Below are 25,231 nucleotides of genomic sequence, written 5' to 3' on the forward strand. Positions count from 1 at the left end.
GCCTGTAAAAGGCGTCGAAAACAACCCCATGCACGGTAGGACTGGGCCTTGGGCGGGCCGGGCGCGCGGCCGAGGCTGCGCGTGCCGTCATCGTGCCCGCGTTTGTAGTGGTGTATACAAAAAAGCGATTAAAGGTATTATTTTAAGGTATAAATCAAAGCTGTCCCGCACTATTGTATACATAACGTATCCATAAGCGTGGGAGAGCGCCGTGACAAAACCATTCCCGATGAATGCCTGGTACGCGGCTGCCTGGGACGCAGATGTGAAGCAAACGCTGCTTCCCCGGACAATTTGCGGCAAGCATGTGGTGATGTACCGCAAGTCCGATGGCAGCGTGGCGGCGCTGGAGGATGCCTGCTGGCACCGCCTCGTGCCGCTCTCCAAGGGCCGCCTGGAAGGCGACACGGTGGTCTGCGGCTATCATGGCCTGAAATTTAATGCACAGGGCCGCTGCACTTTCATGCCGTCGCAGGAGACCATCAACCCGTCGGCCTGCGTCCGCGCCTATCCGGCCGTGGAGCGCCACCGCTTCATCTGGCTCTGGATGGGCGACCCCGCGCTCGCCGACCCCGCGCTGGTGCCCGACATGCACTGGAACCACGATCCGGCCTGGGCCGGCGACGGCAAGACCATCCACGTCAATTGCGACTACCGCCTGGTCCTCGACAACCTCATGGACCTTACCCACGAGACCTTCGTGCACGGCTCCTCCATCGGCAACGACGCGGTCGCCGAGGCTCCGTTCGATGTCACCCATGGCGAAAAGACGGTCACGGTGACGCGCTGGATGCGGGGCATCGAGCCGCCGCCGTTCTGGGGCAAGCAATTGGGCAAGCCGGGCCTCGTCGACCGTTGGCAGATCATCCGCTTCGAGGTGCCCTGCACCATCGCCATCGACGTCGGCGTGGCGCCGGCCGGCACCGGCGCGCCGGAAGGCGACCGCTCGCAGGGCGTCAACGGTTTCGTGCTCAACACCATCACGCCCGAGACCGAGAAGACCTGTCACTACTTCTGGGCCTTCGTGCGCAACTACCGTGTTGGCGAACAGCGGCTCACCACCGAGCTTCGCGACGGCGTCTCCACCATCTTCCGCGAGGACGAGCTGATCCTCGAGGCGCAGCAGCGCGCCATGGACGAGAATCCGGATCGCGTGTTCTACAACCTCAACATCGACGCCGGCGCGATGTGGACGCGGCGGCTGATCGACAAGATGGTCGAGCGCGAGAATCCGCCGCAGCTCCAGGCCGCGGAGTGACCATGGCCGAACGCGAGGTCGACCGTTCCGTCTCGCAGACGGTGAAGGCGCAGCTTGCGCTGCGCGACCTGATCCTGTCGGGGGGCTTGCGCCCCGGCGAGCGCATCTCCGAGCTTCAGGCGGTGGAAACCACGGGTGTCTCGCGCACGCCGGTGCGCATGGCGCTGGTGCGGCTGGAAGAGGAGGGGCTGCTGGAGGCGATCCCCTCCGGCGGCTTCATGGTGAAGGCCTTTTCCGAGCGCGACATCCTCGATTCCATCGAGCTGCGCGGCACGCTGGAAGGGCTCGCGGCGCGCTTTGCCGCCGAGCGCGGCGTCACCGCGCGCGACCTCGAGCCGCTGAAGGAGTGCCTTGCCGCGATCGACGATCTCTTGCGCCAGGTGCCGATCTCGGTCGACGCGTTCTCGTCCTATGTCGCGCTGAATGCGCGCTTCCACGCGCTCTTGACGGAGCTGTCGCGCAGCCCGCCGCTGATCCGGCAGATCGACCGCGCCTCCGCGCTGCCCTTTGCCTCGCCGAGCGGTTTCGTCATGGCGCAGTCGGCGCTGCCCGAGGCGCAGCAGATCCTCATCATCGCGCAGGACCACCATCGCATCGTGATCGACGCGATCGAGAACCGCGAGGGCGCGCGCGCCGAAGCCGTGATGCGCGAGCACGCGCGGCTCGCGGTGCGCAATCTGCGGCTCGCGCTGCGCAACCGCACCCATCTCGACCTCCTGCCGGCGCTGAGCCTGATCACCAGCGCCACGACCATCTAGGGGAGTGCCATGCGATTCATCGAAACCTGGACTCCGGCGACGCTGATTGCGACGCGCGACCTGTCGCCGTCGATTCGCGAATTCCTTGTCAGACCCGACGATTTCAACGGCGCCGCGTATCCCGTCGGCAGCCATATCAACATCGCCGTCACCATCAACGGCCAGCCGGAGACACGCTCCTATTCGCTGGTCGGCGAGGTGGACGCGCGCGGTCTCAGAATCGCGGTGCGCCGCGCCGAGGATTCGCGCGGCGGCTCGCGCTACATGTGGCAGTTGGCACCGGGCGCACGGCTCGAGATCACCCAACCTTCCTCACTGGTGTCGGTGGACTGGACGCGGAGCCACTATTGCCTGATCGCCGGCGGCATCGGCATCACGCCGATCGTCGGTGCCGCGCAGGCGCTAGCCCGCCGCGGCGCGGATGTCACGCTGCACTATTCGGTGCGTTCGCGCGGCGATGCCGCCTATCTCGACGAGCTCACAGCGCTGCTCGGCGACCGTCTGGTCGTTCATGCCAGCGACGAGGGCAGGCGGCTCGATCTCGACGCGCTGTTCGCCTCGCTGCCGAAGGAGACGCTGGCGCTGTTCTGCGGCCCGATGCGGATGCTCGACGCCGCGCGTCATGCCTGGATCGGCGCCGGCCATCCGCTGGCAGACATGCGCTACGAAACCTTCGGCTCCAGCGGATCGCTGCCGACCGAAACGTTCAAGGTGCGCCTGAAGGGCACGGACCTCGAATTCGAGATCCCGCGCGAGCGCTCGATGCTCGACGTGCTCAATGCCGCCGGCCACGAGGTGATGTACGACTGCAAGCGCGGCGAATGCGGCCTCTGCGCCATCGACGTCGTCGCCGTCGACGGCGAGATCGACCACCGCGACGTCTTCTTCAGCGACCACCAGAAGCACGAGAACACAAAAATCTGCGCCTGCGTGTCGCGCGCGCGGGGCACCATCACGGTGGATACGCTGCGCCGGGCGGATGCGGTGTGAGGTGGGGCGCTATCCGGGCTGCGGCAACCAACCGCAAGGTCCGACGTCATCCCGAGGTGCGAGCTTTGCGATGCAATTTGCATCGCAAAGCGAAGCCTCGAAGGATGGGCCACGGGCGGGCCTGCGGCCCATCCTTCGAGGCGCGCAAGAGCGCGCACCTCCAGCGACAACGGCTGCGCCGTTGCGCGGGGATGACGTCGGCGTGTGGGGATAGAGGATCCGGGCTTGTGCAGGCGTGTGGAATTTCACTTTGCGAAGATGACCTTGAAGCTGACATGGCCGCATGTCGGCCTTGGACCACAACCGGAAATTGGGGGTCAGCTGCGGCATTGATGGGGCTTGACAAATTGACCTCGAAAGGCCCTCATGAAATGCTCGCTTAAGTTGAACGCGCATCTAACCGAAAGGTGAGAACGATGTCTCAATCCTATAGTGGAGAAATACAAGTCGCCGAACTGTCTGCCAGCCATCTCCTTGCGCGGCGCGAGATCCCGACCTTGGCTCCGGCCGGGGGCGCCGCTGAAGCGGCCCTAGCTAACGCGTTCATCGTCCCGTTCGCGTGGCCGAACAGGACCAAGGGCGGGATTTTTAGACTGACCAATTTCACAAATATGAGGCCGGACTGGAACGTGTTCGTCTCCGCGGGCGAGGCCAAGGTGCTTGGCGATCGGACCGCCGGCAATATCGTTGGCAACGCCAGGTTCACCGTGAGCGGTGTGGCACCTGGCGTAAATGAACTCTTCTTTGGTGTTGCGATTGAAGATTTCAATGGAACATGGCCGTGGCCAGGGGGGCCATTGGCTCTCAACTTCGACCTCTTTGTGGTTCCGTTCTGAGGAGCATGGTTTGGGTCGGGGGCGGCCGCGGTTACGCGGGCACCAGCGGCTCGGCGACCGTTGTCAGGCGCAAACGTAGCGCTTCACCGGGCACGATCAGGCCCAGTCGGACGAATCTTGATCATTGAAGCATCCCGCCTGATGAAAGTCTCGGATGCCCCGGAAGGACAGCGGCGCCGGAAATGAATTTTCCGGCGTCGCCGGCCGGGCACGTGTCGAGCACCCGCTATTCAACAATGACTGAAAAACTGCATGATTTGTATCGTATCAAACAAGTGTGCCGGGTAGGCCGAGTCAATTATCCATGGCGCCCAATCTCCGATTGTCGGGCTCCAAAACTGTCCTGACGACCATAACACCAGCCCATTGGCCTGCTTGAAATCGAAATGAAGAATACCCCAGGAATCATCATTTCCGCTTGATCTCAAATTGCCGGAAAACGTGAACCACCCGTTGGTGCGGAGCTCCAACATTGGAAATTCCATCGAACAGTCCCCGACGCGTTGGGTACCCCACTGAAAGATCTTCGTGCTTTGGACAGCGTTTGCAGCACCAACTGTCACTCCGCTGAACACCATTCGCTCCGGCATGATTTCCATCTGCTTCGGCGATTTGGGTGTAAATAGCGACTTGTTTGGATATGCCGTTGTCATTTTACTCTCCTTTCCTCGTCAGTGGTTGACAAGTCAGGATACTACAACCTTGCGTTAAGCGAAACGCAAGTGTCGCGCAGCTTCAATCAACATGCCTTGAGCCCTCATTCTCCAATGCATGCGGTGAGCCGCCGGGGTCGGAAGCTGCGCCGACAGCGCGCCCCGCAGCAAATAGCTCTTTGTTCGATTTCCATGGCTTCAAGGAAGCAGCCCGAAACGAAGCACGACCAGGTGAACATTGGGGAGCAACGCCTTGTTGCGACCGATCGTCAAGCTATGCTATTTTAGGTTGTGCATCGAGAAGGGGTGGAACGGCGGACGTTGATCGACTTGGCACCGACACAGGAGGCTTCCATGGCTGCATCATACTCGTCTGGCTGGACTTGGTATCACCGCTGCCAGGTTTTGTTTTCCGGGCCGCCCAACGGTGTGTGTCCGGCTGGAGGTGCTCACGACGGCCACACAAGCGCGAGCTACTTCATGCTACTCATCGAGCACGGGACGGCTGGCCCAAACCAGCAACCTGGCTGGCGCATGTGCGGGAAATGCCGGGCGCTGTTTTATGGTCCCGGCCAAGCAAGCAGTTCATGTCCGGCGGGCGGGCGGCATACGATCAACGGGTTTTCAAACTTCGCTGTGCAAGTTGACGACGGAACGACGCCCTCAAACCAGCAAGGCGGGAGATGGTGCAAGGATTGCCAAACCCTGTTTTATGCGGGGAACGCTGCGCCTCGTCCATGTCCTGCCGGCGCGGGTTGGATGCATGACCCATCGATAAGCGGCCACTATGATTTACCCTTCGTCGGAGTGCCGTGGGAACGTACGAGTTCGACGGCAACCTCAGGGTCCAAGGTTCAAACTACACCTTGGGCGGTCAAGTTGATGTCTACACGATGTCCAGCAATGGCCAGCGACATCATGCCGAGCGCGTGAGGGCCATCCAAAATCAATCGGCATCGGGGGGATGGATTACCGCTGGCACCAGTTCTTTATCCCCAGGCAGACCCGGGGATTATAACGGCTGCGTCCACGCTCATGACCTGGCGAGTAACAAGTGGTCACCCAAGCTACCCATCGTCATCTCGCAACGCATCGACGATGGTTAGCCCGGGGGTTTTCCCGAACAGGATTTAGGCCACAACATACGCGCGGGAGGCGACGGCACCGCGCGGTTCGTTTGTCAGCCTCCGGGGCCGTCCTTCATGATGTAGCCCATCAGGTCGTCCACGTTGTGCTCGAGATCCCGGATGATGTTCTTGACGACGTCCCCGACCGAGATCACGCCCACGACCTTGCCCGCGTCCAGCACCGGCAGATGGCGAAAACCGCGCCGGGCCATCATGGCCATGCAGCCGTCCAGCTGATCGTCCGGCTTGACCGTGACGGGGTTGCCCGTCATCACCTGGCTCACCGGCGTCTGCTTCGCATCGAGCCCGGGCAGCAGCACCTTGATGGCGCAGTCACCCTGGGTCACGATGCCGACCAGCACGTCGTCGTCGATGACCAGCACCGACCGGACCCGGTTGTCGCGCATCTGGCGCAAGGCTTCGACGACCATGTCGCCGGAACGAACATGGATCAGGGCGCCACTCTTCTGACCCAGAGCGTTTTTGACCGTGCTCATCGATGTCCCCTCGTGGACCTGTTCCGCCCCGCCTTGATGGTCGGAATTGAAGCATAGTCGAAATATCTGGCGTCGTCAGCACCGCGGCGATGTCGCCGGCTGCCATGGGGCAAAATGCGTCCGCTCACCGCACGCGCAAGCCGCTCTCTGCATCGAAGACGAATGTGCGGGACGGCGTCAAGGAGACGCCGATGCGATCGCCCTGCCGGCCGGCAAATTGGTTGGAGGCTTTCACGGCGACGAAGTCGCCTTCGGCCTTGACCGTCACGAGCGTGTGGTCGCCGATCAGCTCGTTGGCGTAGATCTCGCCCTTCAGATCGCCCTTGTCGTGCGCGACGATGGTGCAGTCTTCAGGCCGCACGCCGAGGACGGCCCTGGCGATCCGGCCCGGCACGGGTGACACCAGCCGGGCGCCGTGGCCCATGAAGGTTTCGCCCTCCAGCGCGCCATGGATGATGTTCATGGGCGGCGAGCCGATGAACTGGGCGACGAACAGATTGGCGGGATCGTTGTAGATGTTCGCCGGAGTATCGAGTTGCTGCAGAATGCCCTTTTCCAGAACGGCAACCCGGTGGGCGAGCGTCATGGCTTCGATCTGGTCGTGCGTCACATAAATGGTCGTGATGCCCAGCGACTGCTGCATGTGCTTCAGCTCGGCGCGCATGTGACCACGAAGTTTTGCATCGAGATTTGACAGCGGCTCATCCATCAGAAACACCGACGGGCGGCGGATGATGGCGCGTGCCAGCGCCACGCGCTGACGCTGACCTCCGGAGAGCTCCCGCGGGTAGCGATCGAGCAGGGTCTGGAGCTGCACTTGCGCGGCGGCCTCCTTGATCGCGGCGGTGCGCTCGGCCTCGGGAATACGGCGAACCTTGAGCGGAAAGCCGATATTCTCGGCCACGGTCTTGTGCGGGTAGAGCGCGTAGGACTGAAACACCATCGAGATGTCGCGGTACTTCGGCAGGACGTCGGTGACATCGCGGTCGCCGATCAGGACGCGGCCGGCGGTAGCGGTCTCCAGGCCGGAGAGAATCCTGAGCGCGGTGGTCTTGCCCGAGCCGGACGCGCCGAGCAGCACCAGAAATTCGCCCGGCGCAACCTCCAGGTTGAATTCCTCGAGCACCTTCACGGGACCGAAATATTTGCGCACATTGTCGAAGCGGACCGGGACCTGGCGAGCGGCGGCGGAAACCATGTTGTTCATCCGCTCATCCCTTGACCGCACCAAGCAGGACGCCCTTGGCGATATAGCGCTGCAGCACGATCGCCATGATGATCACGGGAAGGATCATGATCATGATGATGGCACACATCTCCCACCAGAGGATGCCACGCTCGCCGGTGTTCTTGGCGGCAACCATGATCGGCATGGTCTGGGCCTTGGCCGTCGTGAGGAAGATCGCGAACAGATACTCGTTCCAATTGAGAATGAGCGTCAGCAGGGTGGTCGCGGCGAGCCCCGGACGGGTCAGGGGCAGCACGATGTCCCAAAATATCTCGAAGCGTGACGAGCCATCGAGCTGTGCCGATTCCTCGAGTTCAATGGGAAGATTCGCAAAGAAGTCATGCATGAGCCAGACGACGATCGGCAGATTGGCGACCGCATAAACGATGATCAGCGCGAGATGCGTGTCGATCATGCGGACGGACTGGAACATCATGTAGACGGGAATGATGACGACGATCGGTGGCAGGATGCGCTGGGACACGATCCAGAACAGGATGTCGTTATTTCCGAGCGTCGTCTTGAAGCGCCGCCCCAGGCTGCGGGCCAGCAGGAAAAACAAAGCGAGGGCAACCGAGCCTGAGATCGCCCAGTGAACATCGAAATAATTGGAGGCGACGATCGCCACCAGGGACAGCAGCACGAACGCCACGATATTCCCGAATTTCGGCCTGTAGCTGATGCGCGCCAGCGCGTAGGCCGCCATGGACCCGACCGCAATGCAAAGCGCGGTGGCGCCAAAACTGATCACGAAGGAATTGGTATAGGCGAGGTAGACCTTGCAGATCTGCGGCTCCATTCGTTCGATCGTGACGATCGGCGACAGAATGAAGGCGAAGAGGTTGTTGACCAGCAGGACAAGCTGGCGGCCGATCGACCAGGCATCGCAATTGGGGTCCGTGGCGAATTGCGCCGTCCAACCCTTCAGCGTCGGCTGGAAATCGACAAACGGGATAAAGAACGGCCCGTTATTGACGGTCGCCGCATCCTTGAAGGCCGTGATGACCACCCAATAGATCGGAAACAGCACGAACAGCGACCAGAACAGCAGGATGGCCCAGGCCACAAGGTTGGCCATCAGGGACATCTTGCCGACCGCAGGCGGCTCGAACAGGCGCTGTCTCAGGGTCCGGTGGTCCCTGGAAAGCTTGTAACCCGGCCCGCTCATGCCCGCGCCCCTCTGATGCGTTTGAGGACCACAAAGTTGAAGAACGAGGAGCACACGACGACGGTCAGGATCAGGAGCAGATAAGCCACGGCCGCGGAATCGCCCATGTTGTTGGCGCGCCAGAGAAACAGCGAATGCAGCGTCATGGACTCCGTGGCGATCCCGGGCCCGCCGGCCGTCATGATGTTGGGCAGATCCACGATCTTGAACGCCTCGATCATGCGAATGAGCATGACGGTTGCGGCCACGGGAAGAATCTGCGGCCAGGTGATCTCGCGAAAAATCTGCAAGCTCGAGGCGCCGTCGACCTGGGCGGCCTCGACATGATCCTTGGGCACGTTCTCGAGAGCTGCGAGCAGAACGATGAAGATGAAGGGGATCCACTGCCAGGAGTCGCCCAGGATGACGAACCAGCGCGCGGCCCAGGCGTCGGTCGACCACGCCCAATTGCCGAGACCAACGAATTGCCAGAACGGCTGGAACGGACCTTTGGTCACGTCCAGGATCATCTTGAAGGCATAGCCCACGCCGAGCGGGGTGATCATGAGCGGGATGAAGAACAGGACGCGGAAGAAATTCTTGCCGCTCACGGGCTGCGAGCACAGGAACGCCAGCATCAGGCCGATGACGAACTGGATGGAGCAGCCGACGACGACATAGAACAGGGTGTTGAGCAGCGTGCCCCACTGGTTGCCGGAAAGGAGAGTGGCGGCGAACAGAAGCGCAATGAACATCGCCATGGCGGCGCTGATCAACCGCCCGGCGAGGCCAACCCAGCCGGTTCCGCTGACGACGGCGCGATAGAGCCACCACGAGAGGGCGCCGGCGATCACGAGGCTGAAGACCCAGCCGGCGATGCTCATGCTGGTGAAGCGGCCGAGGAAGTGAACCTGCTGGTTGCCGGCAAATTGCGCCGCAAAATTCTCGAACCAGACCGTCCGGAATTTGAGACCGGTGGCCGAGAACCTGACATGGCTGATCGCAAAGACGATGGTGTAGAAGGTCGGGAAGATCGCAAAGAGCAGGACGAGCGTCACAGCCGGGGCGATGAAGAACGTCCGCGAATGGCGGTCAAGCCACTCGCCCCAGCTTTCACTCCGAGAAAGTCCAGCCGGGGAAATCCCCGGCTGGCCCGCAGCGGTCCCATCAAGCATCAGGCTCGCTCACTTCGCAGGTCCGACGGCGAGTGCCATCTGCTTGATCTGCTCGTCGCGGCCAAAATCCTTGGTGATCTTGTCCCAACCGGCCTCGATGTTCTTCAAGGCCTCGTCCACGGTGATCTCGCCGGCCATATAGCGCGCCAGCTCGGTGTCGAGAACGACGCCGGTGTACTGCTGCGCTCCGGGGATCTTGAGGTCCGACGACATGTTGGGGTTGTTGAGGGCATCGTTGATGGCGCCCATGTAGTTCTTGGCAAGGCCTTCATCCATGCCCGATTTCACCCAGAGGTCCGTGCTCTTGAGCTGGCTGAGGCGGTACGGGTTGAAGCCGGTCCAGCCCATGGTGACGTCGACGTTGGATTGCTCTTTCTGGCTGACGTACGACAGGAAGTCGTAGGCTGCCTGCTTGACCTTGGCACTCGACTTGGCGTTGACGGCACCGGCCCAGCCACCAAAGGCCGAGAACGGAGCATAGTTGACGCCGTCGATCGCGTTCGGCGCGGACTCCTTGCTGACAGGAACGAGCTTGCCGGTCTTGCGGTCCAAAACTTCCTTCGAACCGACATTGGTGGCGTAGAGCTTGTTCTTGATCCCCTTGGCGTCGTCTTCGAGCTGCAGCGGACCCGGATCGCCCCATTCGATCAGGAGGCCGCAGCGGCCTGCCTTGAACAAGGCGCGGGTGTCGCCGATGTCCATGTTGAGTTCTTCAGGCGGTCCGTATTTGCTCGTCTCCTTGTAGAGCTCGAAGGCCTTCTTCCAGCCGGCGTTGTTGACGAGCGGCTTCATCGTGGCGTTGTCGAACTGAAAACCCTGGGCCGTACCCTGGGTCTGAACGATCGTCGACGCGATCGTCTGGATGGCGAAATAGCTCTGCGCGTTGCGCTTCTTGAAGATGCAGGAACCGTAGCCCGGCTTGCCGTCGCCGCTCATGTCCTGGCCGTTGATCGCCTTGGCGATGGCGAGATAGTCGTCCCAGGTCTTGGGCGGCTGCAGCTTGTTCTTTTCCAGGATGTCCTTGCGGTAATAGACCATCTGGAAGTCGCCATCGACCTGGATCACCATCGTCTTCCCGCCGATCTTCTGGGCAAACTCGCGGAAATAGGGCGCGATGTCCTGGAGGTCGATCTTGCTGTCCTTCGCGATGTAGGGATCGAGGTTCTCGAGCAAGCCTGCCGCCGCGAGCTCCACGCCCCAGCCGGCAGCGAAGATGGCAACGTCGATGGAGTTCGTTCCCGTGGACCAGTCCTGCTGGACCTTCGGGAAGATCTCGGCATACGGCACTTCGTTGACGATGATCTTGGCGCCCGTCAGCTTCTCGAATTCCTTGCCGCGCTGGGACACGGCGCCGGCGATGACGGGTCCCGGACGTGTCAGGATGTTGATGGTGATGCCGTCATACGGGCCGGCGCCGGCGATGCCTGACCACCCGCACAGGGCGACAGCCGACGCGGCAGCTGCCGCGAGCTTCCGAATGTCCATAGGTCCCTCCCGTGTCGATTTTTTTGAAGTGCCGAGCCTTAAGCTCTCGCAATTCCCAGCCTACAGCATTTCGCTGTCCGGAAAAGCCTATGCAACTTTAATTTGCCGATTGACGCCTCATCCCGGGGGGCGATGTGCAAGCGCAGCAAGACCCGGCTGCGCTCACGCCGCGTAAGTCGCCCGCTGCTTCTTCGGGTCGAGCAGCGACGGCACCTGATCGGCCGCCATCGGCCGGCCAATGAGATAGCCCTGGACTTCGTCGCAACTGATCTGGCGTAGATATTCGAGCTGATCTGATGTCTCGACGCCTTCGGCGACCACGCCGATCCTTAAGTCCTGCGCCAGTGAGATCACCGACTTCACGATCGCGGCGCAGTCCGGCTGCACCAGCATGTCGCGGATGAAGGACTGGTCGATCTTGATGCGGCTGAACGGCAGCTTGCGCAAATAGGTGAGGGAAGAGAATCCGGTTCCGAAATCGTCGAGCGCGACGGTGACGCCGAGTTGCAGCAGCGTGTTGAGGATCGATTCCGCCGAGCCATATTTCGACAGCAGCATCGATTCCGTGATCTCGACCTCGAGGCGGTGCGGGGCGACGCCTGCCTCGGTCAGCGCCTGTACGACGGTCTGGAGGATGCCGGTGTTGTGAAACTGTGCCGCCGAGAAATTCACGGCGACCCGGATATCTCCCGGCCACTCCGCCAGCGTTGCGCAGGCGCGACGGATCACCCACTCGCCGATCTCGTGGATCAGCCCGGTCTCCTCGGCGATCGGAATGAATTCGCTGGGCGGGACCAGTCCGCGTTGCGGATGCTGCCAGCGCAGCAGGGCCTCGAAGCCGGTGATCCGGTTTTCGCCGAGACTGAGGAAGGGCTGATAGACCAGGAACAGTTCGTCGCGCGCAATGGCGCCCTCAAGGTCCGATTGCAGCGCCTTGCGGTCGCGTGACGCCTTGTCGTCGGCCGCCTCGAAGAAGCAGACCGTGCCCGGTCCGGCCTTCTTGGCGCGGTAGAGCGCAGCATCGGCGTTCTTCATGATGTCGAGCGGGGTGTTGCCGTCCCGCGGGGCCAGCACGATGCCGACGCTGGTCGCCCCCAGGATCTCGCGGCCCTCGAACAGGAACGGCTCGGTGAAAGCAGCGACGAAGCGCTCGGCGATATCGAGCGCGTCCTCCGGCCGAGCGAGGTTGGACATGACAAGCGCGAACTCGTCGCCGCCGATGCGTGCGACATGCTCGGCTGCGCGCGTGCAGCGTTGCAGGCGGCTTGCGACCTGGACCAGGAATGCGTCGCCGCCGGGGTGGCCGAACTTGTCGTTGACCTCCTTGAAGCGATCGAGGTCGAGCAGCAGCACCGCAAATTCTTCGCCCGACAGGGCCAGCCTCTTCAGGGCGGCGTCGAGCGTCTCGTTGAAGGCGATGCGGTTGGGCAGATGCGTCAGGGGATCCTGCCGGACCGTCCGCTCCGCTTCGAGCTGCCGGACCACACGACGCGTGAAGGCGATGGAATTGACGAACACGCCGCGCAGCAGCACGGTTCCGTAGACCACGACCAGAAAGCCCATCAGTAGATAGGCCGGATCGCCGTCGCTGGAGAGGCAGATGCCGATGCCGACGAAGAGGGGGCTCGTGAACGCGATCGCCGCGATCGGGATCGTGGAGAAGGCAAGCGCGCCGCCCGCCAGCATGCCGGCGCAAAGACAGGTGATGACCAGCTGGCCGCCGGTCGAGGCGTTGGCGAAGAAGGCCACCGGAACAATTCCCCAGGCGGTGCCGAGGAGGAATGCGTTCCGCACTAGCCGATGCATGGCGCGACGCGACACGAATTGCGGTTTTGTGATCCGGCGCGAGGCGTGAGATTGCAGGCCGAACAGGATCGCCGCGCCGGCAACCGCAACGGCCCAGACCAATGCAAAAGTCCGGTCCGGCGAGTGCCACAGTGCAATGGCGAGGACCGCGGCATTGCAGGCGTTGGCCAGCATGATGCCGACGGAGTAGCCGAGCACGAGCGACATCTGCTCGGCGCGGACATGGCCGGCCGTGGCTTCGTCGGTTGCGGGTCCGCCAAAGACGGACAGTTCGCCGGCGAACAGCCGCGCGAAGTAAGAGGTCAGTTGGGTCCGCATTCCAGAGCCTAGCAGCATTTGGCCGTTTCCCGGCTCGGGTCGGAGATTTCGCTGCAAACCTTTGACGAACTATGAACTATCCCACTTTGGTGAAATCACTTGGATGCGATGAGTGCGACGAACGTGCAGTATCGATAACAAATCGATACAAATGCGATGGGTGTGAGAACAGCGCTGCGAAAGCTTAAGGGGTTGTCCATGAGCGATCCTTCAGCCGATGTTTCCCGGACCGTCGAATACACCATGGACAAATGGCGGATGGACCGCGTGCCATGGGGCCTATGGGGCTGCGTCGCCGGCCTCGCATTCGTGCTTCACGCCGAGAGCCACGGCGTCAATGGCGCGGCTCTGGCTGCCGTCTATGTGGTCCTGCTGGGTGTGGTGTTCGCAGGCTTTGTGCTCACGGTCCTGATCGGACAGTCCGACCTGCCGCTTCCGCTGGATTTCTTGATCGGCCTCCTCATCCTGATTGCCGTCACGATCGTCATCAGCGCCGTTAGCCTCGCCGTCGGCGGATCGATCGGCCGCTCCGGCTACGTCGGCGTCTCCCGCAGCCTCTATTGGAGCAACATCGTCAACCCGCCGCCGAATGTTTTCGGCTGGATGCTGATCTACTTCGGATTGGGGTGGATCGGGTTCGCGCTCTATCGGCACGTCTACGCGGACCGGCCGATCATCACGCTGTCTCCCGTGTGCATCCAGTTTCACAGGCCCTGGCTGAACGGTCTGTCCATTCCCTGGCAGGAGGTTTGGGGGGTAGGGCGCCTGGAGATCGCGCTGGCGTCGGGAGTGCCGTTCATCGCTCCGAGTGCGGCCGTCCTGGTCGGTAAGGATTTCTATGAGCGGTCCATCGCGCCAAAGCGGAGCTTCTTCGAGCCTCCCGGTGCGGACGCGATGTTCCGGCCGAAGGGAGCGATGATGCAGGTGGTGCTGAACAGCGCCGACATGACCGTTACACCTGAGGAGTTCCTCGGGCCCGTCGAGGCGCGGTGGAAGGCATTTCGGGATCGGTCCGGGCCTCAGCACGATGGCTCAACCGGCACCTCGATCGTCTATGGGCGCTGGTCGATCGACGGCTCCCTGTGGCAGGCCGTTCAGTTTCTTGCGCCTGTCGTCGGCCTGGTGGTTGTCGCGCTGACCGCGCTATAGCGGTCCCAAGATACTCAGCCCGCCATCTGCCTGGGATCGTAGAAGAAGCGCTCCTCGATCAGCTTGTCGCCGCGCCAGGTCTGCCAGGCGATCTCCTCCAGCGTCCGCGTCACGCCTTCGGCGTTGGTGAAGAAGAATTTCCAGCGCGAGGCGACGTGGTCACCATCGATCAGGCTCGGACCGATGCGCACCGCCTTGACCTCCCTGGTGCGCGCCAGCACGGCGCGCTCCTTGGCGACGAGGTTGTCGCGGCCGACCACGGGCTCGGCCAGGTTCTCATAGGTCGCGGCGTCAGGCGTGTAGTAGTCGAGGATCGCGCCGACGAAGTCGCCATCCTCCAGCCGCTTCGCAAAGGCTTCGACGATCTCACGGCTCGGCATCGCGGTGCTCCCTCGGATAAAAACCGACTGTTGGTCGGTAAATACCGACCGTCAGTCGAAAAGTCAACTGGCCGCGCGCTCCGGCTTCGACTACACAGGAACCCATGGCAAAACAGGCGGAGCGGCGGGCTGCGACGACGGAGGCGATCCTCAGCGCGGCGCGTCGCCTGTTCGGGGCGCGGGGCTTTGCCGCCACCACCGTCGACGACATCGCCGAAGAGGCCGACGTCGCCAAGGGCGCGGTCTATCATCACTTCAAGACCAAGGAGGCGCTGTTCGAGGCCGTGTTCGATCAGGTCTCCCGCGATCTCGTGCAGGAGATCGATCGCGCGGTGCGCAGCGAAAAGGACGTGCTCGCGATGATGGTCGCAGGCACCCAGCATTATTTTGCCGCGACCGCCAAGGGGGCGACCGGCCAGATCATTCTGCGCGATGGGCCGGCGGTGCTGGGCTGGGAGAAGTGGCGCGCGATCGACGCGCAGCATTTTGGCGGCAAGATGCCGCGCGCGCTCACGGCCGCCATGGAGGCCGGGCTGATCGCACGCCAGCCGGTCGAGCCGCTGGCGCGGTTGCTGCTCGGTGCGGTGACGGAGGCCGCGGTCGCCTGCGCCGGACGCGCCGATATTGCAAGGGCAGGGGCCGAATACGCCCGTGCGTTCAGGTCGCTGGTCGAGGCGCTGCGCCGGCGTGCGTGACTATGCTAAGGGACGTCAGATCGGAAACGCCCGCTTCCCAAATCAACAACAAGAACCGTCAAGCCATGACCTCCTCCCTGCAATCCGCCCCCGAATTCGACTACATCATCGTCGGCGCCGGCTCCGCCGGCTGCGTGCTCGCCAACCGCCTCTCCGCGAACGGCAAGCATTCCGTGTTGCTGCTCGAAGCGGGCCCAAAGGATTCCAACATCTGGATCCACGTGCCGCTCGGCTATGGAAAGCTGTTCAAGGAGAAGAGCGTCAACTGGATGTACCAGACCGAGCCGGAGCCCGAACTCGGGGGACGGCAGGTGTTCCAGCCGCGCGGCAAGACGCTGGGCGGATCGAGCTCGATCAACGGTCTGTTGTACGTCCGCGGCCAGCACGAGGATTATGATCGCTGGCGTCAGCTCGGCAACACCGGCTGGGGTTTTGACGACGTGCTGCCCTATTTCAAGAAGGCGGAAAACCAGGCGCGCGGCGCCAGCGAATATCACGGCGCCGGCGGACCGCTGCCGGTCTCCGACATGATCGTCACCGATCCGCTGTCGAAAGCCTTCATCGACGCCGCCATCGAAACCGGTCTGCCCTTTAACCCCGATTTCAACGGCGCCTCGCAGGAAGGCGTCGGCCTGTTCCAGACCACGACGCGCAACGGCCGCCGCGCATCGACGGCGGTCGCCTATCTCGGCCCGGCCAAAACGCGCGGCAATCTCAGGATCGAGACCTCGGCGCTCGGCCAGCGCGTGCTGTTCGAGGGCCGCCGCGCCGTCGGCATCGAATACAAGGTCGGCAGCGAGGTGCGCCATGCGCGGGCGCGCAAGGAGATCGTGCTGTCGAGCGGCGCCTACAATTCGCCGCAACTGCTGCAGCTCTCGGGTGTCGGTCCCGGCGATCTCCTGCGCAAGCACGGCATCGACGTCGTGCTGGATGCGCCGGGCGTCGGCCACGATCTGCAGGACCACATGCAGGTGCGCATCGTGATGCGCGCCTCGCAGCCGGTGACGCTCAACGATGCCATCAACAATCCGATCAGCCGTACGCTCACCGGCATCCGTTATGCGCTCTTCCGCAAGGGCTGGCTGACGATTGCCGCGGGCACCGCGGGCGCGTTCTTCAAAACCAATCCGCGGCTGGCCTCGCCCGACATCCAGGTCCACTTCCTGCCGTTCTCGACCGACAAGATGGGCGAGAAGCTGCATGCCTTTTCCGGCTTCACGGCATCCATTTGCCAGTTGCGCCCCGAGAGCCGCGGGTCCCTGCGCATTAGGAGCGCGGACCCGACCATGCCGCCGGAAATCCGCATCAACTACATGTCGACCGAGACCGACCGCGCCACCAATGTCGAGGGCCTGAAATTCCTGCGTAGGATACTGAACGCGAAGGCGCTAAAACCGTTCGTGGTCGGGGAAGAGGATCCCGGCACCAAGGTCGCGACGGATGCCGAATTGCTGGATTTCTGCCGCCAGCGCGGCAGCACCATCTACCATCCGACCTCGACCTGCCGTATGGGCAATGACGCGCTTGCGGTGGTCGACCAGCGGCTGAAAGTGAAGGGCATCGAGGGTCTTCGCGTCGTCGACGGCTCGATCATGCCGGACCTCGTGTCCGGCAATACCAACGCGCCGATCATCATGATCGCCGAAAAGGCCTCGGACATGATATTGGAGGATGCGCGGTAAATTGCGCCCACGATGGAGACAGGCTTGGCTACGAGGTTTCGGATCGGCACGCGCAAAAGCGCGATGGCGCTGGCGCAGACGGAAGAGATCGCACGCCGCCTGACTGCTGCTGTGCCTGACATCGATGTCGAGATCGTCAAGTTCGACACCACTGGAGATACCGACCAGACCAGCAAGCTGCTGCCGCATGGCGGCAAGGGCGGCGCCTTCGTGGCCCAGATTCGCGCCGCGGTGCTGGCCGGCGAGCTCGATGCGGCCATGCATTCCCTGAAGGACATGCCGGGCAACGAGGACACGCCGGGTCTTGTGATCGGCGCCACGCTGTCGCGCGATCCGCCGACCGACGCGCTGGTGCTGCGCGCGGGCGTTACCCTGGATGCGATCAGGGCCTCGCGCGGCAAGGGGTTCAAGCTCGGCACCAATGCCGTCAGGCGCGCGGCCTATGCGCGTCGGCTGTTTCCGGACATCGAGGTGATTCATTTTCGCGGCGCCGCCGACACCCGCGTGCGAAAGCTCGACAATGGCGAGAAGCAGCGCCTGCCGGATGGCGGCGCGGTGGGCCCGGCGGACGCGCTGATCATGGCGCGCTCGGGCCTCGACCGCGTCGGCCTCGCGCATCGCATCGCCTATGAGTTTTCGCCGGCCGAGATGCTGCCGGCGGCGGGGCAGGGCATCGTCGCGGTGGAATGCGCCGCGCAGGATTGGACGACGCGACAGATTCTGTCTGCTATCGACGATCCCGCCGCGCATGCCTGTGCCGACGCCGAGCGCGAGGTGCTGTGGGTGCTCAACGGCCACTGCAATTCGCCGATCGCGGGCTATTCGGAGATCGCAGGCGATCAGATGCAGCTCAGCGCGTCCGTGCTCGATCTCTCCGGCAATACCATGATCGAGGCCTCGCGCTCAGGCCCAGCCAACCGCCCGCGCGAGCTCGGCCGCGCCGTGGGGCTCGATCTGCTGGCAAAAGGCGCCGCCGAAATCATCGAGCGCAGCCGGCCGCGATAAGGTTGAGGCGCGGGGTGCGCCGCGTACTCCGTCATTGCGAGCGCAGCGAAGCAATCCAGACTATCACCGCGGAAGGATTCTGGATTGCTTCGCTGCGTTCGCAATGACGATGCGAGAGCCTTAGCCCCGCACGCGCTTGATCATCTGCTCGACATGGGCGATCGGCGTCTCCGGCTGGATGCCGTGGCCGAGATTGAAGATCAGGCGTCCCTTGCCAAAATCCTCGATCACGGTGTCAACCGAACGATTCAGCGCATCGCCGCCCGTGATCAGCACCAGCGGATCGAGATTGCCTTGAACTGCGACCTTCGACTGCACGCGCTCGCGGATGAAGGACGGCTCGGCGGTCCAGTCGATGCTGACCGCGTTGACGCCGGTCGCTTCGACATAGCCCGGCAGCAATGCGCCGGCTCCGCGGGGGAAGCCGATGATCTTGGCGTCCGGCACTTTGGCGCGGACGCCTGCGACGATTCGCCTGGTCGGCTCGACCGACCAGCGCGCAAACTCCGCCGGCGGCAGGACGCCGGCCCAGGTATCAAAAATCTGCAGTGCATCGGCGCCGGCGGCGAGCTGTCCGAGCAGGTAGTCGATCGAGTTCGCAACGATCGCGTCGATGATTTTCGCAAACGCCTCGGGATGCCGGTAGGCCATCATCCGCGCCGGTGCCTGGTCCGGCGTGCCCTGGCCAGCCACCATGTAGGTCGCGACCGTCCACGGCGCGCCGCAAAAGCCGATCAGCGCGATTTTTGGATCGAGCGCGCGGCGCACGATGCGCAGCGCCTCGAATACAGGCTCGAGTTTTGCGAAGTCGGCGCGCGCAGCCAGCGTCGCGACCTTTGCGGGATCATCCAGTGGATCGAGCCGCGGGCCTTCGCCGACCTCGAAGCGCACGGAGCGGCCGAGCGCGTAGGGGATGACGAGGATGTCCGAGAAGATGATCGCCGCGTCGAAATTGAAACGACGGATCGGCTGCAGCGTCACCTCGGCGGCGAGTTCCGGCGTGAAGCAGAGATCGAGGAACCCGCCAGCTTTGGCGCGGACCTCGCGGTATTCCGGCAGGTACCGGCCCGCCTGCCGCATCATCCAGACCGGCGGTATGGCTTGCCGCTGGCCCGAGAGCACGTCGATGAAGGGTTTTGCAGAGGATTGGGTCAACGAAGGGTCCTCGGAAAAGTTGCGGTTCCTGATACACCGCCGATGCCGCAGGGCCAACAGGGGAACCAGTGCAAAACGCCGGCGTTGACCCGCAAATGGAGGGTTTCCTGATGGCTGAAAAATTCAATCCTGCGCCCCATGACAAGCACGCCGACGATCTGCGCGATGCGCTTGCCGCCGACGCCGCGCTGGATCGCGGGCTGATGGATACGTTCCCTGCATCCGATCCCGTCAGCGCCGCGCAGCCGACGCCGTCGAAGGCCGACGCCGAAGCCGAAAACCCCTCGCTGTGGGCCAAGGTTAAGGCCTTCTTCCACTGAAGCCCCCGCAGGGCGGCCGGTAACAAGCGGGATTCATAACCGATCGTTAGTGATCAAACGATCCTGGGCACAGTAGGACTACGGTGAACGGCGCAGTTTGAAGCGAATTTCGCCGCCGTTTTCAGGGTTCGATAACAGAAGGGGAGGATTTTCCAGCAACTGGAGATTCCTCGCCCATGGACGTCGTGACCGCCAGAGCCGGTATGAGGCGCCTGCCGTTGTGGGCTGCCGCTTTCGTCGTGTTCACCTGCACGGCGATCCTCGGCATCAGCGGCTGGCGTGAATGGAGTTCGCGCGACGCGCTGTTGAAGGGTGCCGAGGCGGAAATGGCGAACCTGGCGCGGTCGCTGACCCAGCACGCCGAGGACAGCCTCGACCTCTTGGATTCCGGCGTGGTCGGCGTCGTCTCCAGGCTCGAGATGGACGGCACCGATTCCTCGACCATCGCAAAACTCCGCAACCTGCTCGAAGCCCGCAAGAAGGCGATCGAGCGCATCCACAGCCTCGCCATCATCGACGACCAGGGCAACTGGCTGACCTCGGCCGGCGCGGTCTCCTCGACGCTCAACGACGACGCGTTCTTCCGCCATCATCAGCTTTCGCCGAAACGGGAGGCGTTCGTCGGCCATCCCGTCAAAAACCTGATCGACGGCGAATGGGTGATCACGCTGTCGCGTCGCTTCAACAAGAAGGACGGCAGCTTTGGCGGCGTGGTGCTCGCGACCATCAGCGCCAATTATCTGGCGAACTTCTACCGGCAGTTCGAGATCGGCCGGAACAGCTCCGTCTCGCTCGTGCATGGCGACGGCCTGATCATCGCGCGCAATCCGGACAATGCCAAATATGTCGGGCGCAGCGTCGCCGACAAGCCGCTGTTCCGCGATCCCGCGCTGGGCGGGCCCGGCGGCGCCTATCATTTCAAGTCGCCGCTCGACAGCGTCGAGCGCGTCAGCTTCTACAAGCGCAGCGGGCGTTTCCCGCTCGTCCTGCTCGCGACCGTCGAGAAGGAGGAACTGCTGGCGCCGTGGCGGGCGGACGCCATTTCCCGCATGCTGTTCGTGCTCGCGCTGGTGATGCTGATCGGCCTGATCGGCGCGGTGCTGGTCGGCCAGTTGCGGCGGGGACAGCGCATGGCGGCCGCACTCGTGGAGAAGGAGGCGCATTTCCGCCTGCTCGCCGAAGGCTCCAGCGACATGGTCACCCGCATCGGCCTCGACGAGCGCATCCGCTACGTCTCGCCGTCGGCCCTGCGGGTCGTCGGCTGGCGCGCCAGCCAGTTGATCGGGACGCCGGCGCTGGCGGGCGTCAATCCGGACGACCTTCCCAACGTCCATGCCGTCGTCCAGGCGCTGAAGCGCGGCGAGAAGGAGGAGGCGCGTGTCACCTATCGCAGCCGGCACCGCGAAAAGGACGAGATCTGGCTGGAATCCAGCATGCGCGTGACGCGCAAGGATGACGGCGAGATCGACGGCGTGGTGGCGATCTCGCGCGACATCACCGAGCAGAAGAACCTGGAGAACCGGCTCGAGACGCTGGCGATCGAGGACAGCCTGACCGGGCTCGCCAACCGCCGCCGGTTCGACGAGCGGCTGGCGGAGGAATGGGCACGGGCCTATCGCGACCGCTCCAGCCTCGGCCTCGTGATGATCGACGTCGATCACTTCAAGTCCTACAACGACGAATATGGCCACCCCGCCGGCGATGCCTGCCTGCGGGTGGTCGCGAAAATTCTCGCGTCCGAAGCGCATCGCAGCAGCGATCTCGCCGCGCGCTATGGCGGCGAGGAGTTCGCGGTGCTGCTGCCGAACACGGACGCGGCGGGCTGCGCGCGGATCGGCGAGAAGCTGCGCCAGGCCATCCGCGAGGCCGGCCTCGCCCACGCCTCCAATTTGCCCGCAGGCGTCGTCACCGTCTCCGTCGGCGGCGCCACCTGTCGCCCGGCGCTGGAGCGTTCGGCCGGAACCTCCTCCCTGGTGGAAGCCGCCGACCGCGCGCTCTATGTCGCAAAACAGTCCGGGCGAGATCGCCTGGTGATGTCGGGTGAGGTGATGAACCTGCCGATGGCGTCGGGGCAGTAGGCGGTCAGGGCCATCGTGTCCCGGACGCGACGCAGCGTTCCCGGCGATGCGAAGCATCGTCCGGTACGATGCGGCGCTGAGCCGGGACCCGGTACTTTCCTTGCCGCAACGATGGGCCCCGGTTCAGCAGCGCACCGCGAAGGGCGCTGCGCTGCGCCCGGGGCACGAGAGCTCAATAATGCGGGGGCCGTTCGTTGGCCGGGCCGGGGGCATTCGCCTCGGCCTCCTGCAGGCGCTCGCCGAGCTGGGCGATCTGCCGCGTCAGCGCGTCGATCTGCTTCCATTGCGCGGTGATGGTCTGGTTCAACTGCTCGATGGTCTGGTCCTGATAGGCGAGCCGCGTTTCGAGCGCGTCGATCCGTTCGTTGATCTCACTCATCGCTGGCCGGCTCCCTGGTCCGTTCGCGCAGGCCGTGACCGAGCGCGACGCGCTCGTCGAATACAAAGCATTCGCCGCGCCATCGGCTCTCGGCCTCCGGCACCTCTTCCAGATATTTCAAGATGCCGCCCTTGAGGTGATAAACTTCCGCAAAGCCGCGCGCGAGCAGATGGGCGCTCGCCTTCTCGCAGCGGATGCCGCCGGTGCAGAACATCGCGATTCTGCGGTGCCTGGCCGGGTCGAGCTGCGCGGCGGCAAAATCCTTGAACTGGCCAAAGCTTTTGATGTTCGGGTCGACCGCGCCCTCAAAGGTCCCCATCGCCACCTCGAAGGCGTTGCGGGTGTCCAGCACCAGCGTATCGGGCGCGGCGATCAGCGCGTTCCATTCGGCGGCATCGACATAGGTGCCGACCTGCCGCGTCGGATCGGCGGCCGCATCGCCTAGCGTGACGATCTCCTTCTTCAGCCGCACCTTGAGCCGGCCGAACGGCATCGCTTCGGCGGTCGAGAATTTGAGCTCGAGATTGTCGAGCCGGCCGCCGAACAGCGCGCCATGGACGAGCTCGTGAGCAAGCGCGTCGATCGCCTCGGCTGACCCTGCGACCGTGCCGTTGATGCCCTCCTGGGCCAGCAGCACGCTGCCCTTGATCCCGAGGCCCGCGCAGAAGGCGCGCAACGGCTCGCGCAACTCCCGGTAATCCGGGAGTGCTGCGAACTGGTAGAGGGCGGCGACCTTGTAAATCATGGGCGCTCGTTTAGCAGGCGCGGGCGGCCCGGAAAACCCGCAGAAATCAGGCCCCATTCCCTGGGCGGATGGCAGCATTTCGCTGGTATGCCAGCCATTGCTTGGGCCCGCCCGAATGTGTCATGAAGGCCCGGAATTCAACGGCGCGCGCGATCCGCGCAGCATAACGTCAGAGCAACATTGGCATGAGAAGCTTCCATTTCCCCGGCCGGTCCACGGTCCACGCCCAGAACGCCATGGTGGCGACCTCGCATCCGATGGCGAGTCTGGCGGCCATCGAGGTGCTGCGCGAGGGCGGCACGGCGGCCGACGCGGCCGTGGCGGGCAGCCTGCTGCTCGGCGTGATCGAGCCGCAATCGACCGGCATCGGCGGCGACTGTTTTGCGCTGATCCAGCCGCGCGGCGAGGGCAAGATCATTGCCTATAACGGCTCCGGCCGGGCGCCGAAGGCGGCCAACGCCGACTGGTATCTCGAGCGCAAGATCAATTCCGTGCCGCTGACCTCGGCACATGCGGTCTCGGTCCCCGGCGTCATCGACGCCTTTGCGACCGTGCTGCGCGATCACGGCAAGTTCGGCTTCGACCGGCTCGCGCAACCGGCGATCAAGGCGGCCGAGGAGGGGTACGTCGTTTCGCCCCGCATCGCCTTCGACTGGAAGAACCAGTTCGAGAAGCTGAAGAAGGGCCACAACACCGAGCGCTATCTCTTGCCGCACGGACAGCCGGCCAAAGCCGGCGACGTGATCCGCCAGCCCGAGCTCGGCAAGACGCTGCGCGCGATCGCCAAGGACGGCCGCGACGCCTTCTACAAGGGCGCGGTCGCCGAGGACATCGTCGAGACGCTGCGCGGAATCGGCGGCCTGCACACGCTGGACGATTTCGCCGCGCATACGACGGAAGTCACGACGCCGATCGGCACCAGCTACAAGGGCCACGACGTCTGGCAGTGCCCGCCGAACGGCCCGGGCGTCACCGCATTGTTGATGCTCAACATCCTGTCGCGCTTCGACCTCACCAAGTTCGCCCCGCTCAGTGTCGAGCGCTTCCATCTCGAGGCGGAAGCCGCGCGCATCGCCTACATGAATCGCGAGATGCATGTTGCCTCTCCCGAGCACATGAAGATCAACGTCGCCGAGATGCTCGAAAAGGGCTTTGCCGACGAGTACATCAGCAAGATCCGCATGGACGGCATGCTCGATTTGCCGAACGTGGCGCCGCCGATGAATCCGTCGACGATCTACATCACTGTCGTGGACAAGGATCGCAACGTCTGCTCGTTCATCAACTCGGTCGCGCATTCCTTCGGCTCGGCGATCGTCTCGAACAAGACCGGCGTGCTGCTGCAGAACCGCGCCGGCGGCTTCCGCATCCAGCCGGGCCATCCCAACTGCATCGAAGGCGGCAAGCGCCCGCTGCACACGATCATGCCGGGCCTGCTCACCAAGGGCGGCCGTTCCACGATGTCGTTCGCCGTCATGGGCGGGCAGTATCAGCCGACCGGCCAGACCCATGTGCTGACCAACATCCTCGACTACGGCCTGGACGTGCAGGAAGCCATCGATATGCCGCGCGGCCTGCATTACGAGGGCCAGTACCAGCTCGAGGACAGTGTGCCGGCCGAAATCGTCGAGGGCCTCAAGAAGCTCGGCCACAAGACCACCAGCGTGGTCGGCCCGCTCGGCGGCGCCCAGGCGATCTGGATCGACTGGGAGAAGGGCACGCTGACCGGCGGCTCCGACCCGCGCAAGGACGGCTGCGCGCTGGGCTATTGAGGCTGGTCACGTCGGGTGCGTTGCGCTAGACACCTCTCCGCCTCAAACGGAAGGTGTCTTATGCAGCGTTTTCAGCGCGCACTCCTCGCCATCATGTCGGCGCTGGCGATCACGGTGATCGGCGGCGTTTCGGACTTCGTCTCCACGGCATCGGCCCAGACAGCAGGAAAAACCATGACCACAGCTTCAGGCTTGCAGATCATCGACAACGTCGTCGGCACCGGCGCCTCGCCGAAGCCCGGCCAGATCTGCGTGATGCACTACACCGGCTGGCTCTATGAGAACGGCAAGAAGGGCAAGAAATTCGATAGCTCCGTCGACCGCAACGAGCCGTTCGAATTTCCGATCGGCAAGGGCCGCGTGATCGCGGGCTGGGACGAGGGCGTGGCCTCGATGAAGGTCGGCGGCAAGCGCACGCTGATCATCCCGCCGCAACTCGGCTACGGCGCCCGCGGCGCCGGCGGCGTCATTCCGCCGAACGCGACGCTGATGTTCGACGTGGAATTGCTCGGGGTGAAGTGACTGTACCGTTCCAACGTCGTCATGGCCGGGCTTGTCCCGCCCATCCACGACCTTTCCCGCAGCGCCAAGAA

Annotated in this window: 23 protein-coding genes; 12 read left to right on the forward strand and 11 right to left on the reverse strand. The window is 63.7% G+C overall.

The annotated features are described in order from the left end of the window. Positions 1-211 precede the first annotated feature (211 nt). The 4 genes from C2U70_RS30210 to C2U70_RS30225 all read left to right on the forward strand — a co-directional run bounded on the left by C2U70_RS30210 (position 212) and on the right by C2U70_RS30225 (position 3,842). On the forward strand, positions 212-1,258 hold the full coding sequence (locus C2U70_RS30210; protein ID WP_186294565.1) for an aromatic ring-hydroxylating dioxygenase subunit alpha: 1,047 nt from the start codon (positions 212-214) through the stop codon (positions 1,256-1,258). Between the two features lie 2 nt (positions 1,259-1,260). Continuing rightward, complete coding sequence (locus tag C2U70_RS30215) at positions 1,261-2,016, forward strand: GntR family transcriptional regulator (protein WP_140982282.1); 756 nt, start codon at positions 1,261-1,263, stop codon at positions 2,014-2,016. Positions 2,017-2,025: 9 nt separating this feature from the next. Further along, the gene (locus tag C2U70_RS30220) at positions 2,026-3,006 is read left to right on the forward strand and encodes a PDR/VanB family oxidoreductase (RefSeq protein WP_140982283.1); all 981 of its coding nucleotides are present in this window, start codon (positions 2,026-2,028) and stop codon (positions 3,004-3,006) included. 416 nt (positions 3,007-3,422) lie between these two features. Then, on the forward strand, positions 3,423-3,842 hold the full coding sequence (locus C2U70_RS30225) for a hypothetical protein (protein ID WP_140982284.1): 420 nt from the start codon (positions 3,423-3,425) through the stop codon (positions 3,840-3,842). A gap of 230 nt (positions 3,843-4,072) precedes the next feature. Here C2U70_RS30225 and C2U70_RS30230 read toward each other — a convergent pair whose 3' ends face one another. The 7 genes from C2U70_RS30230 to C2U70_RS30260 all read right to left on the reverse strand — a co-directional run bounded on the left by C2U70_RS30230 (position 4,073) and on the right by C2U70_RS30260 (position 13,278). Continuing rightward, on the reverse strand, positions 4,073-4,495 hold the full coding sequence (locus tag C2U70_RS30230; RefSeq protein WP_140982285.1) for a DUF6294 family protein: 423 nt from the start codon (positions 4,493-4,495) through the stop codon (positions 4,073-4,075). Positions 4,496-5,675: 1,180 nt separating this feature from the next. Further along, positions 5,676-6,119 (reverse strand): CBS domain-containing protein, encoded by a 444-nt coding sequence (locus tag C2U70_RS30235; protein ID WP_140982286.1) that lies wholly within the window; start codon positions 6,117-6,119, stop codon positions 5,676-5,678. Between the two features lie 124 nt (positions 6,120-6,243). Continuing rightward, entirely contained in the window at positions 6,244-7,326 is a 1,083-nt protein-coding gene (locus C2U70_RS30240; RefSeq protein ID WP_246666904.1) for an ABC transporter ATP-binding protein, read from the reverse strand. Positions 7,327-7,330: 4 nt separating this feature from the next. Next, the gene (locus C2U70_RS30245; RefSeq protein WP_246666905.1) at positions 7,331-8,515 is read right to left on the reverse strand and encodes a carbohydrate ABC transporter permease; all 1,185 of its coding nucleotides are present in this window, start codon (positions 8,513-8,515) and stop codon (positions 7,331-7,333) included. Further along, complete coding sequence (locus tag C2U70_RS30250) at positions 8,512-9,669, reverse strand: carbohydrate ABC transporter permease (protein WP_140982287.1); 1,158 nt, start codon at positions 9,667-9,669, stop codon at positions 8,512-8,514. The genes C2U70_RS30245 and C2U70_RS30250 overlap by 4 nt, the downstream gene beginning before the upstream one ends. Before the next feature lie 9 nt (positions 9,670-9,678). After that, complete coding sequence (locus C2U70_RS30255) at positions 9,679-11,154, reverse strand: ABC transporter substrate-binding protein (RefSeq protein ID WP_140982288.1); 1,476 nt, start codon at positions 11,152-11,154, stop codon at positions 9,679-9,681. A 162-nt stretch (positions 11,155-11,316) separates the two neighbouring features. Further along, a complete protein-coding gene (locus C2U70_RS30260) occupies positions 11,317-13,278 on the reverse strand; it encodes a putative bifunctional diguanylate cyclase/phosphodiesterase (RefSeq protein ID WP_140982289.1) in 1,962 nt (653 codons plus the stop codon). 198 nt (positions 13,279-13,476) lie between these two features. Between C2U70_RS30260 and C2U70_RS30265 the strand changes: the two genes are divergently transcribed. Further along, positions 13,477-14,427 (forward strand): hypothetical protein, encoded by a 951-nt coding sequence (locus C2U70_RS30265; RefSeq protein ID WP_140982306.1) that lies wholly within the window; start codon positions 13,477-13,479, stop codon positions 14,425-14,427. A 14-nt stretch (positions 14,428-14,441) separates the two neighbouring features. On the opposite strand, the gene C2U70_RS30270 is transcribed toward C2U70_RS30265, so the two are convergent. Continuing rightward, positions 14,442-14,807, reverse strand: coding sequence for a nuclear transport factor 2 family protein (locus C2U70_RS30270; protein WP_140982290.1), 366 nt, complete (start codon positions 14,805-14,807; stop codon positions 14,442-14,444). Positions 14,808-14,911: 104 nt separating this feature from the next. Here C2U70_RS30270 and C2U70_RS30275 point away from each other — a divergent pair, with 104 nt between their 5' ends. The 3 genes from C2U70_RS30275 (at position 14,912) to hemC (ending at position 18,189) form a co-directional block, all read left to right on the forward strand. Beyond that, positions 14,912-15,502 (forward strand): TetR/AcrR family transcriptional regulator, encoded by a 591-nt coding sequence (locus C2U70_RS30275; RefSeq protein ID WP_140982291.1) that lies wholly within the window; start codon positions 14,912-14,914, stop codon positions 15,500-15,502. Positions 15,503-15,567: 65 nt separating this feature from the next. Then, on the forward strand, positions 15,568-17,184 hold the full coding sequence (locus tag C2U70_RS30280; protein ID WP_140982292.1) for a GMC family oxidoreductase: 1,617 nt from the start codon (positions 15,568-15,570) through the stop codon (positions 17,182-17,184). A gap of 24 nt (positions 17,185-17,208) precedes the next feature. Beyond that, positions 17,209-18,189, forward strand: a complete 981-nt coding sequence (gene hemC, locus C2U70_RS30285) for a hydroxymethylbilane synthase (protein ID WP_186294566.1) — start codon at positions 17,209-17,211, stop codon at positions 18,187-18,189. A gap of 120 nt (positions 18,190-18,309) precedes the next feature. On the opposite strand, the gene hemE is transcribed toward hemC, so the two are convergent. After that, on the reverse strand, positions 18,310-19,344 hold the full coding sequence (gene hemE, locus C2U70_RS30290; RefSeq protein WP_140982294.1) for a uroporphyrinogen decarboxylase: 1,035 nt from the start codon (positions 19,342-19,344) through the stop codon (positions 18,310-18,312). A gap of 110 nt (positions 19,345-19,454) precedes the next feature. Between hemE and C2U70_RS30295 the strand changes: the two genes are divergently transcribed. Then, positions 19,455-19,664, forward strand: a complete 210-nt coding sequence (locus tag C2U70_RS30295; protein WP_186294567.1) for a hypothetical protein — start codon at positions 19,455-19,457, stop codon at positions 19,662-19,664. A gap of 176 nt (positions 19,665-19,840) precedes the next feature. Then, positions 19,841-21,742, forward strand: coding sequence for a sensor domain-containing diguanylate cyclase (locus C2U70_RS30300; RefSeq protein WP_140982296.1), 1,902 nt, complete (start codon positions 19,841-19,843; stop codon positions 21,740-21,742). A 172-nt stretch (positions 21,743-21,914) separates the two neighbouring features. Here C2U70_RS30300 and C2U70_RS30305 read toward each other — a convergent pair whose 3' ends face one another. Beyond that, entirely contained in the window at positions 21,915-22,121 is a 207-nt protein-coding gene (locus C2U70_RS30305) for a SlyX family protein (RefSeq protein ID WP_140982297.1), read from the reverse strand. Next, positions 22,114-22,866, reverse strand: a complete 753-nt coding sequence (locus C2U70_RS30310) for a rhodanese-related sulfurtransferase (protein ID WP_140982298.1) — start codon at positions 22,864-22,866, stop codon at positions 22,114-22,116. The genes C2U70_RS30305 and C2U70_RS30310 overlap by 8 nt, the downstream gene beginning before the upstream one ends. A 185-nt stretch (positions 22,867-23,051) precedes the next feature. On the opposite strand from C2U70_RS30310, the gene ggt reads away from it, so the two are divergent. Both ggt and C2U70_RS30320 read left to right on the forward strand, forming a co-directional pair. Then, positions 23,052-24,638 carry a gamma-glutamyltransferase gene (gene ggt, locus C2U70_RS30315; protein ID WP_140982299.1) on the forward strand — a complete coding sequence of 529 codons (1,587 nt, stop codon included), beginning with the start codon at positions 23,052-23,054 and terminating at the stop codon, positions 24,636-24,638. Between the two features lie 60 nt (positions 24,639-24,698). Further along, on the forward strand, positions 24,699-25,160 hold the full coding sequence (locus C2U70_RS30320) for an FKBP-type peptidyl-prolyl cis-trans isomerase (protein ID WP_140982300.1): 462 nt from the start codon (positions 24,699-24,701) through the stop codon (positions 25,158-25,160). Positions 25,161-25,231: the final 71 nt, after the last annotated feature.

The organism is Bradyrhizobium guangdongense (genome assembly GCF_006483445.1).
Lineage (GTDB): Bacteria > Pseudomonadota > Alphaproteobacteria > Rhizobiales > Xanthobacteraceae > Bradyrhizobium > Bradyrhizobium guangdongense_A.

Coding starts and splice junctions, on each gene's coding strand:
- ggt (WP_140982299.1), top strand. CDS start 23,052: ATGAGAAGCTTCCATTTCCCCGGCCGGTCCACGGTCCACGCCCAGAAC.
- C2U70_RS30295 (WP_186294567.1), top strand. CDS start 19,455: ATGGCTGAAAAATTCAATCCTGCGCCCCATGACAAGCACGCCGACGAT.
- C2U70_RS30255 (WP_140982288.1), bottom strand. CDS start 11,154: ATGGACATTCGGAAGCTCGCGGCAGCTGCCGCGTCGGCTGTCGCCCTG.
- C2U70_RS30275 (WP_140982291.1), top strand. CDS start 14,912: ATGGCAAAACAGGCGGAGCGGCGGGCTGCGACGACGGAGGCGATCCTC.
- C2U70_RS30310 (WP_140982298.1), bottom strand. CDS start 22,866: ATGATTTACAAGGTCGCCGCCCTCTACCAGTTCGCAGCACTCCCGGAT.
- C2U70_RS30215 (WP_140982282.1), top strand. CDS start 1,261: ATGGCCGAACGCGAGGTCGACCGTTCCGTCTCGCAGACGGTGAAGGCG.
- C2U70_RS30300 (WP_140982296.1), top strand. CDS start 19,841: ATGGACGTCGTGACCGCCAGAGCCGGTATGAGGCGCCTGCCGTTGTGG.
- C2U70_RS30235 (WP_140982286.1), bottom strand. CDS start 6,119: ATGAGCACGGTCAAAAACGCTCTGGGTCAGAAGAGTGGCGCCCTGATC.
- C2U70_RS30250 (WP_140982287.1), bottom strand. CDS start 9,669: ATGCTTGATGGGACCGCTGCGGGCCAGCCGGGGATTTCCCCGGCTGGA.
- C2U70_RS30240 (WP_246666904.1), bottom strand. CDS start 7,326: ATGAACAACATGGTTTCCGCCGCCGCTCGCCAGGTCCCGGTCCGCTTC.
- C2U70_RS30320 (WP_140982300.1), top strand. CDS start 24,699: ATGCAGCGTTTTCAGCGCGCACTCCTCGCCATCATGTCGGCGCTGGCG.
- C2U70_RS30265 (WP_140982306.1), top strand. CDS start 13,477: ATGAGCGATCCTTCAGCCGATGTTTCCCGGACCGTCGAATACACCATG.
- C2U70_RS30305 (WP_140982297.1), bottom strand. CDS start 22,121: ATGAGTGAGATCAACGAACGGATCGACGCGCTCGAAACGCGGCTCGCC.
- C2U70_RS30230 (WP_140982285.1), bottom strand. CDS start 4,495: ATGACAACGGCATATCCAAACAAGTCGCTATTTACACCCAAATCGCCG.
- C2U70_RS30245 (WP_246666905.1), bottom strand. CDS start 8,515: ATGAGCGGGCCGGGTTACAAGCTTTCCAGGGACCACCGGACCCTGAGA.
- C2U70_RS30220 (WP_140982283.1), top strand. CDS start 2,026: ATGCGATTCATCGAAACCTGGACTCCGGCGACGCTGATTGCGACGCGC.
- C2U70_RS30225 (WP_140982284.1), top strand. CDS start 3,423: ATGTCTCAATCCTATAGTGGAGAAATACAAGTCGCCGAACTGTCTGCC.
- C2U70_RS30280 (WP_140982292.1), top strand. CDS start 15,568: ATGACCTCCTCCCTGCAATCCGCCCCCGAATTCGACTACATCATCGTC.
- C2U70_RS30270 (WP_140982290.1), bottom strand. CDS start 14,807: ATGCCGAGCCGTGAGATCGTCGAAGCCTTTGCGAAGCGGCTGGAGGAT.
- C2U70_RS30260 (WP_140982289.1), bottom strand. CDS start 13,278: ATGCGGACCCAACTGACCTCTTACTTCGCGCGGCTGTTCGCCGGCGAA.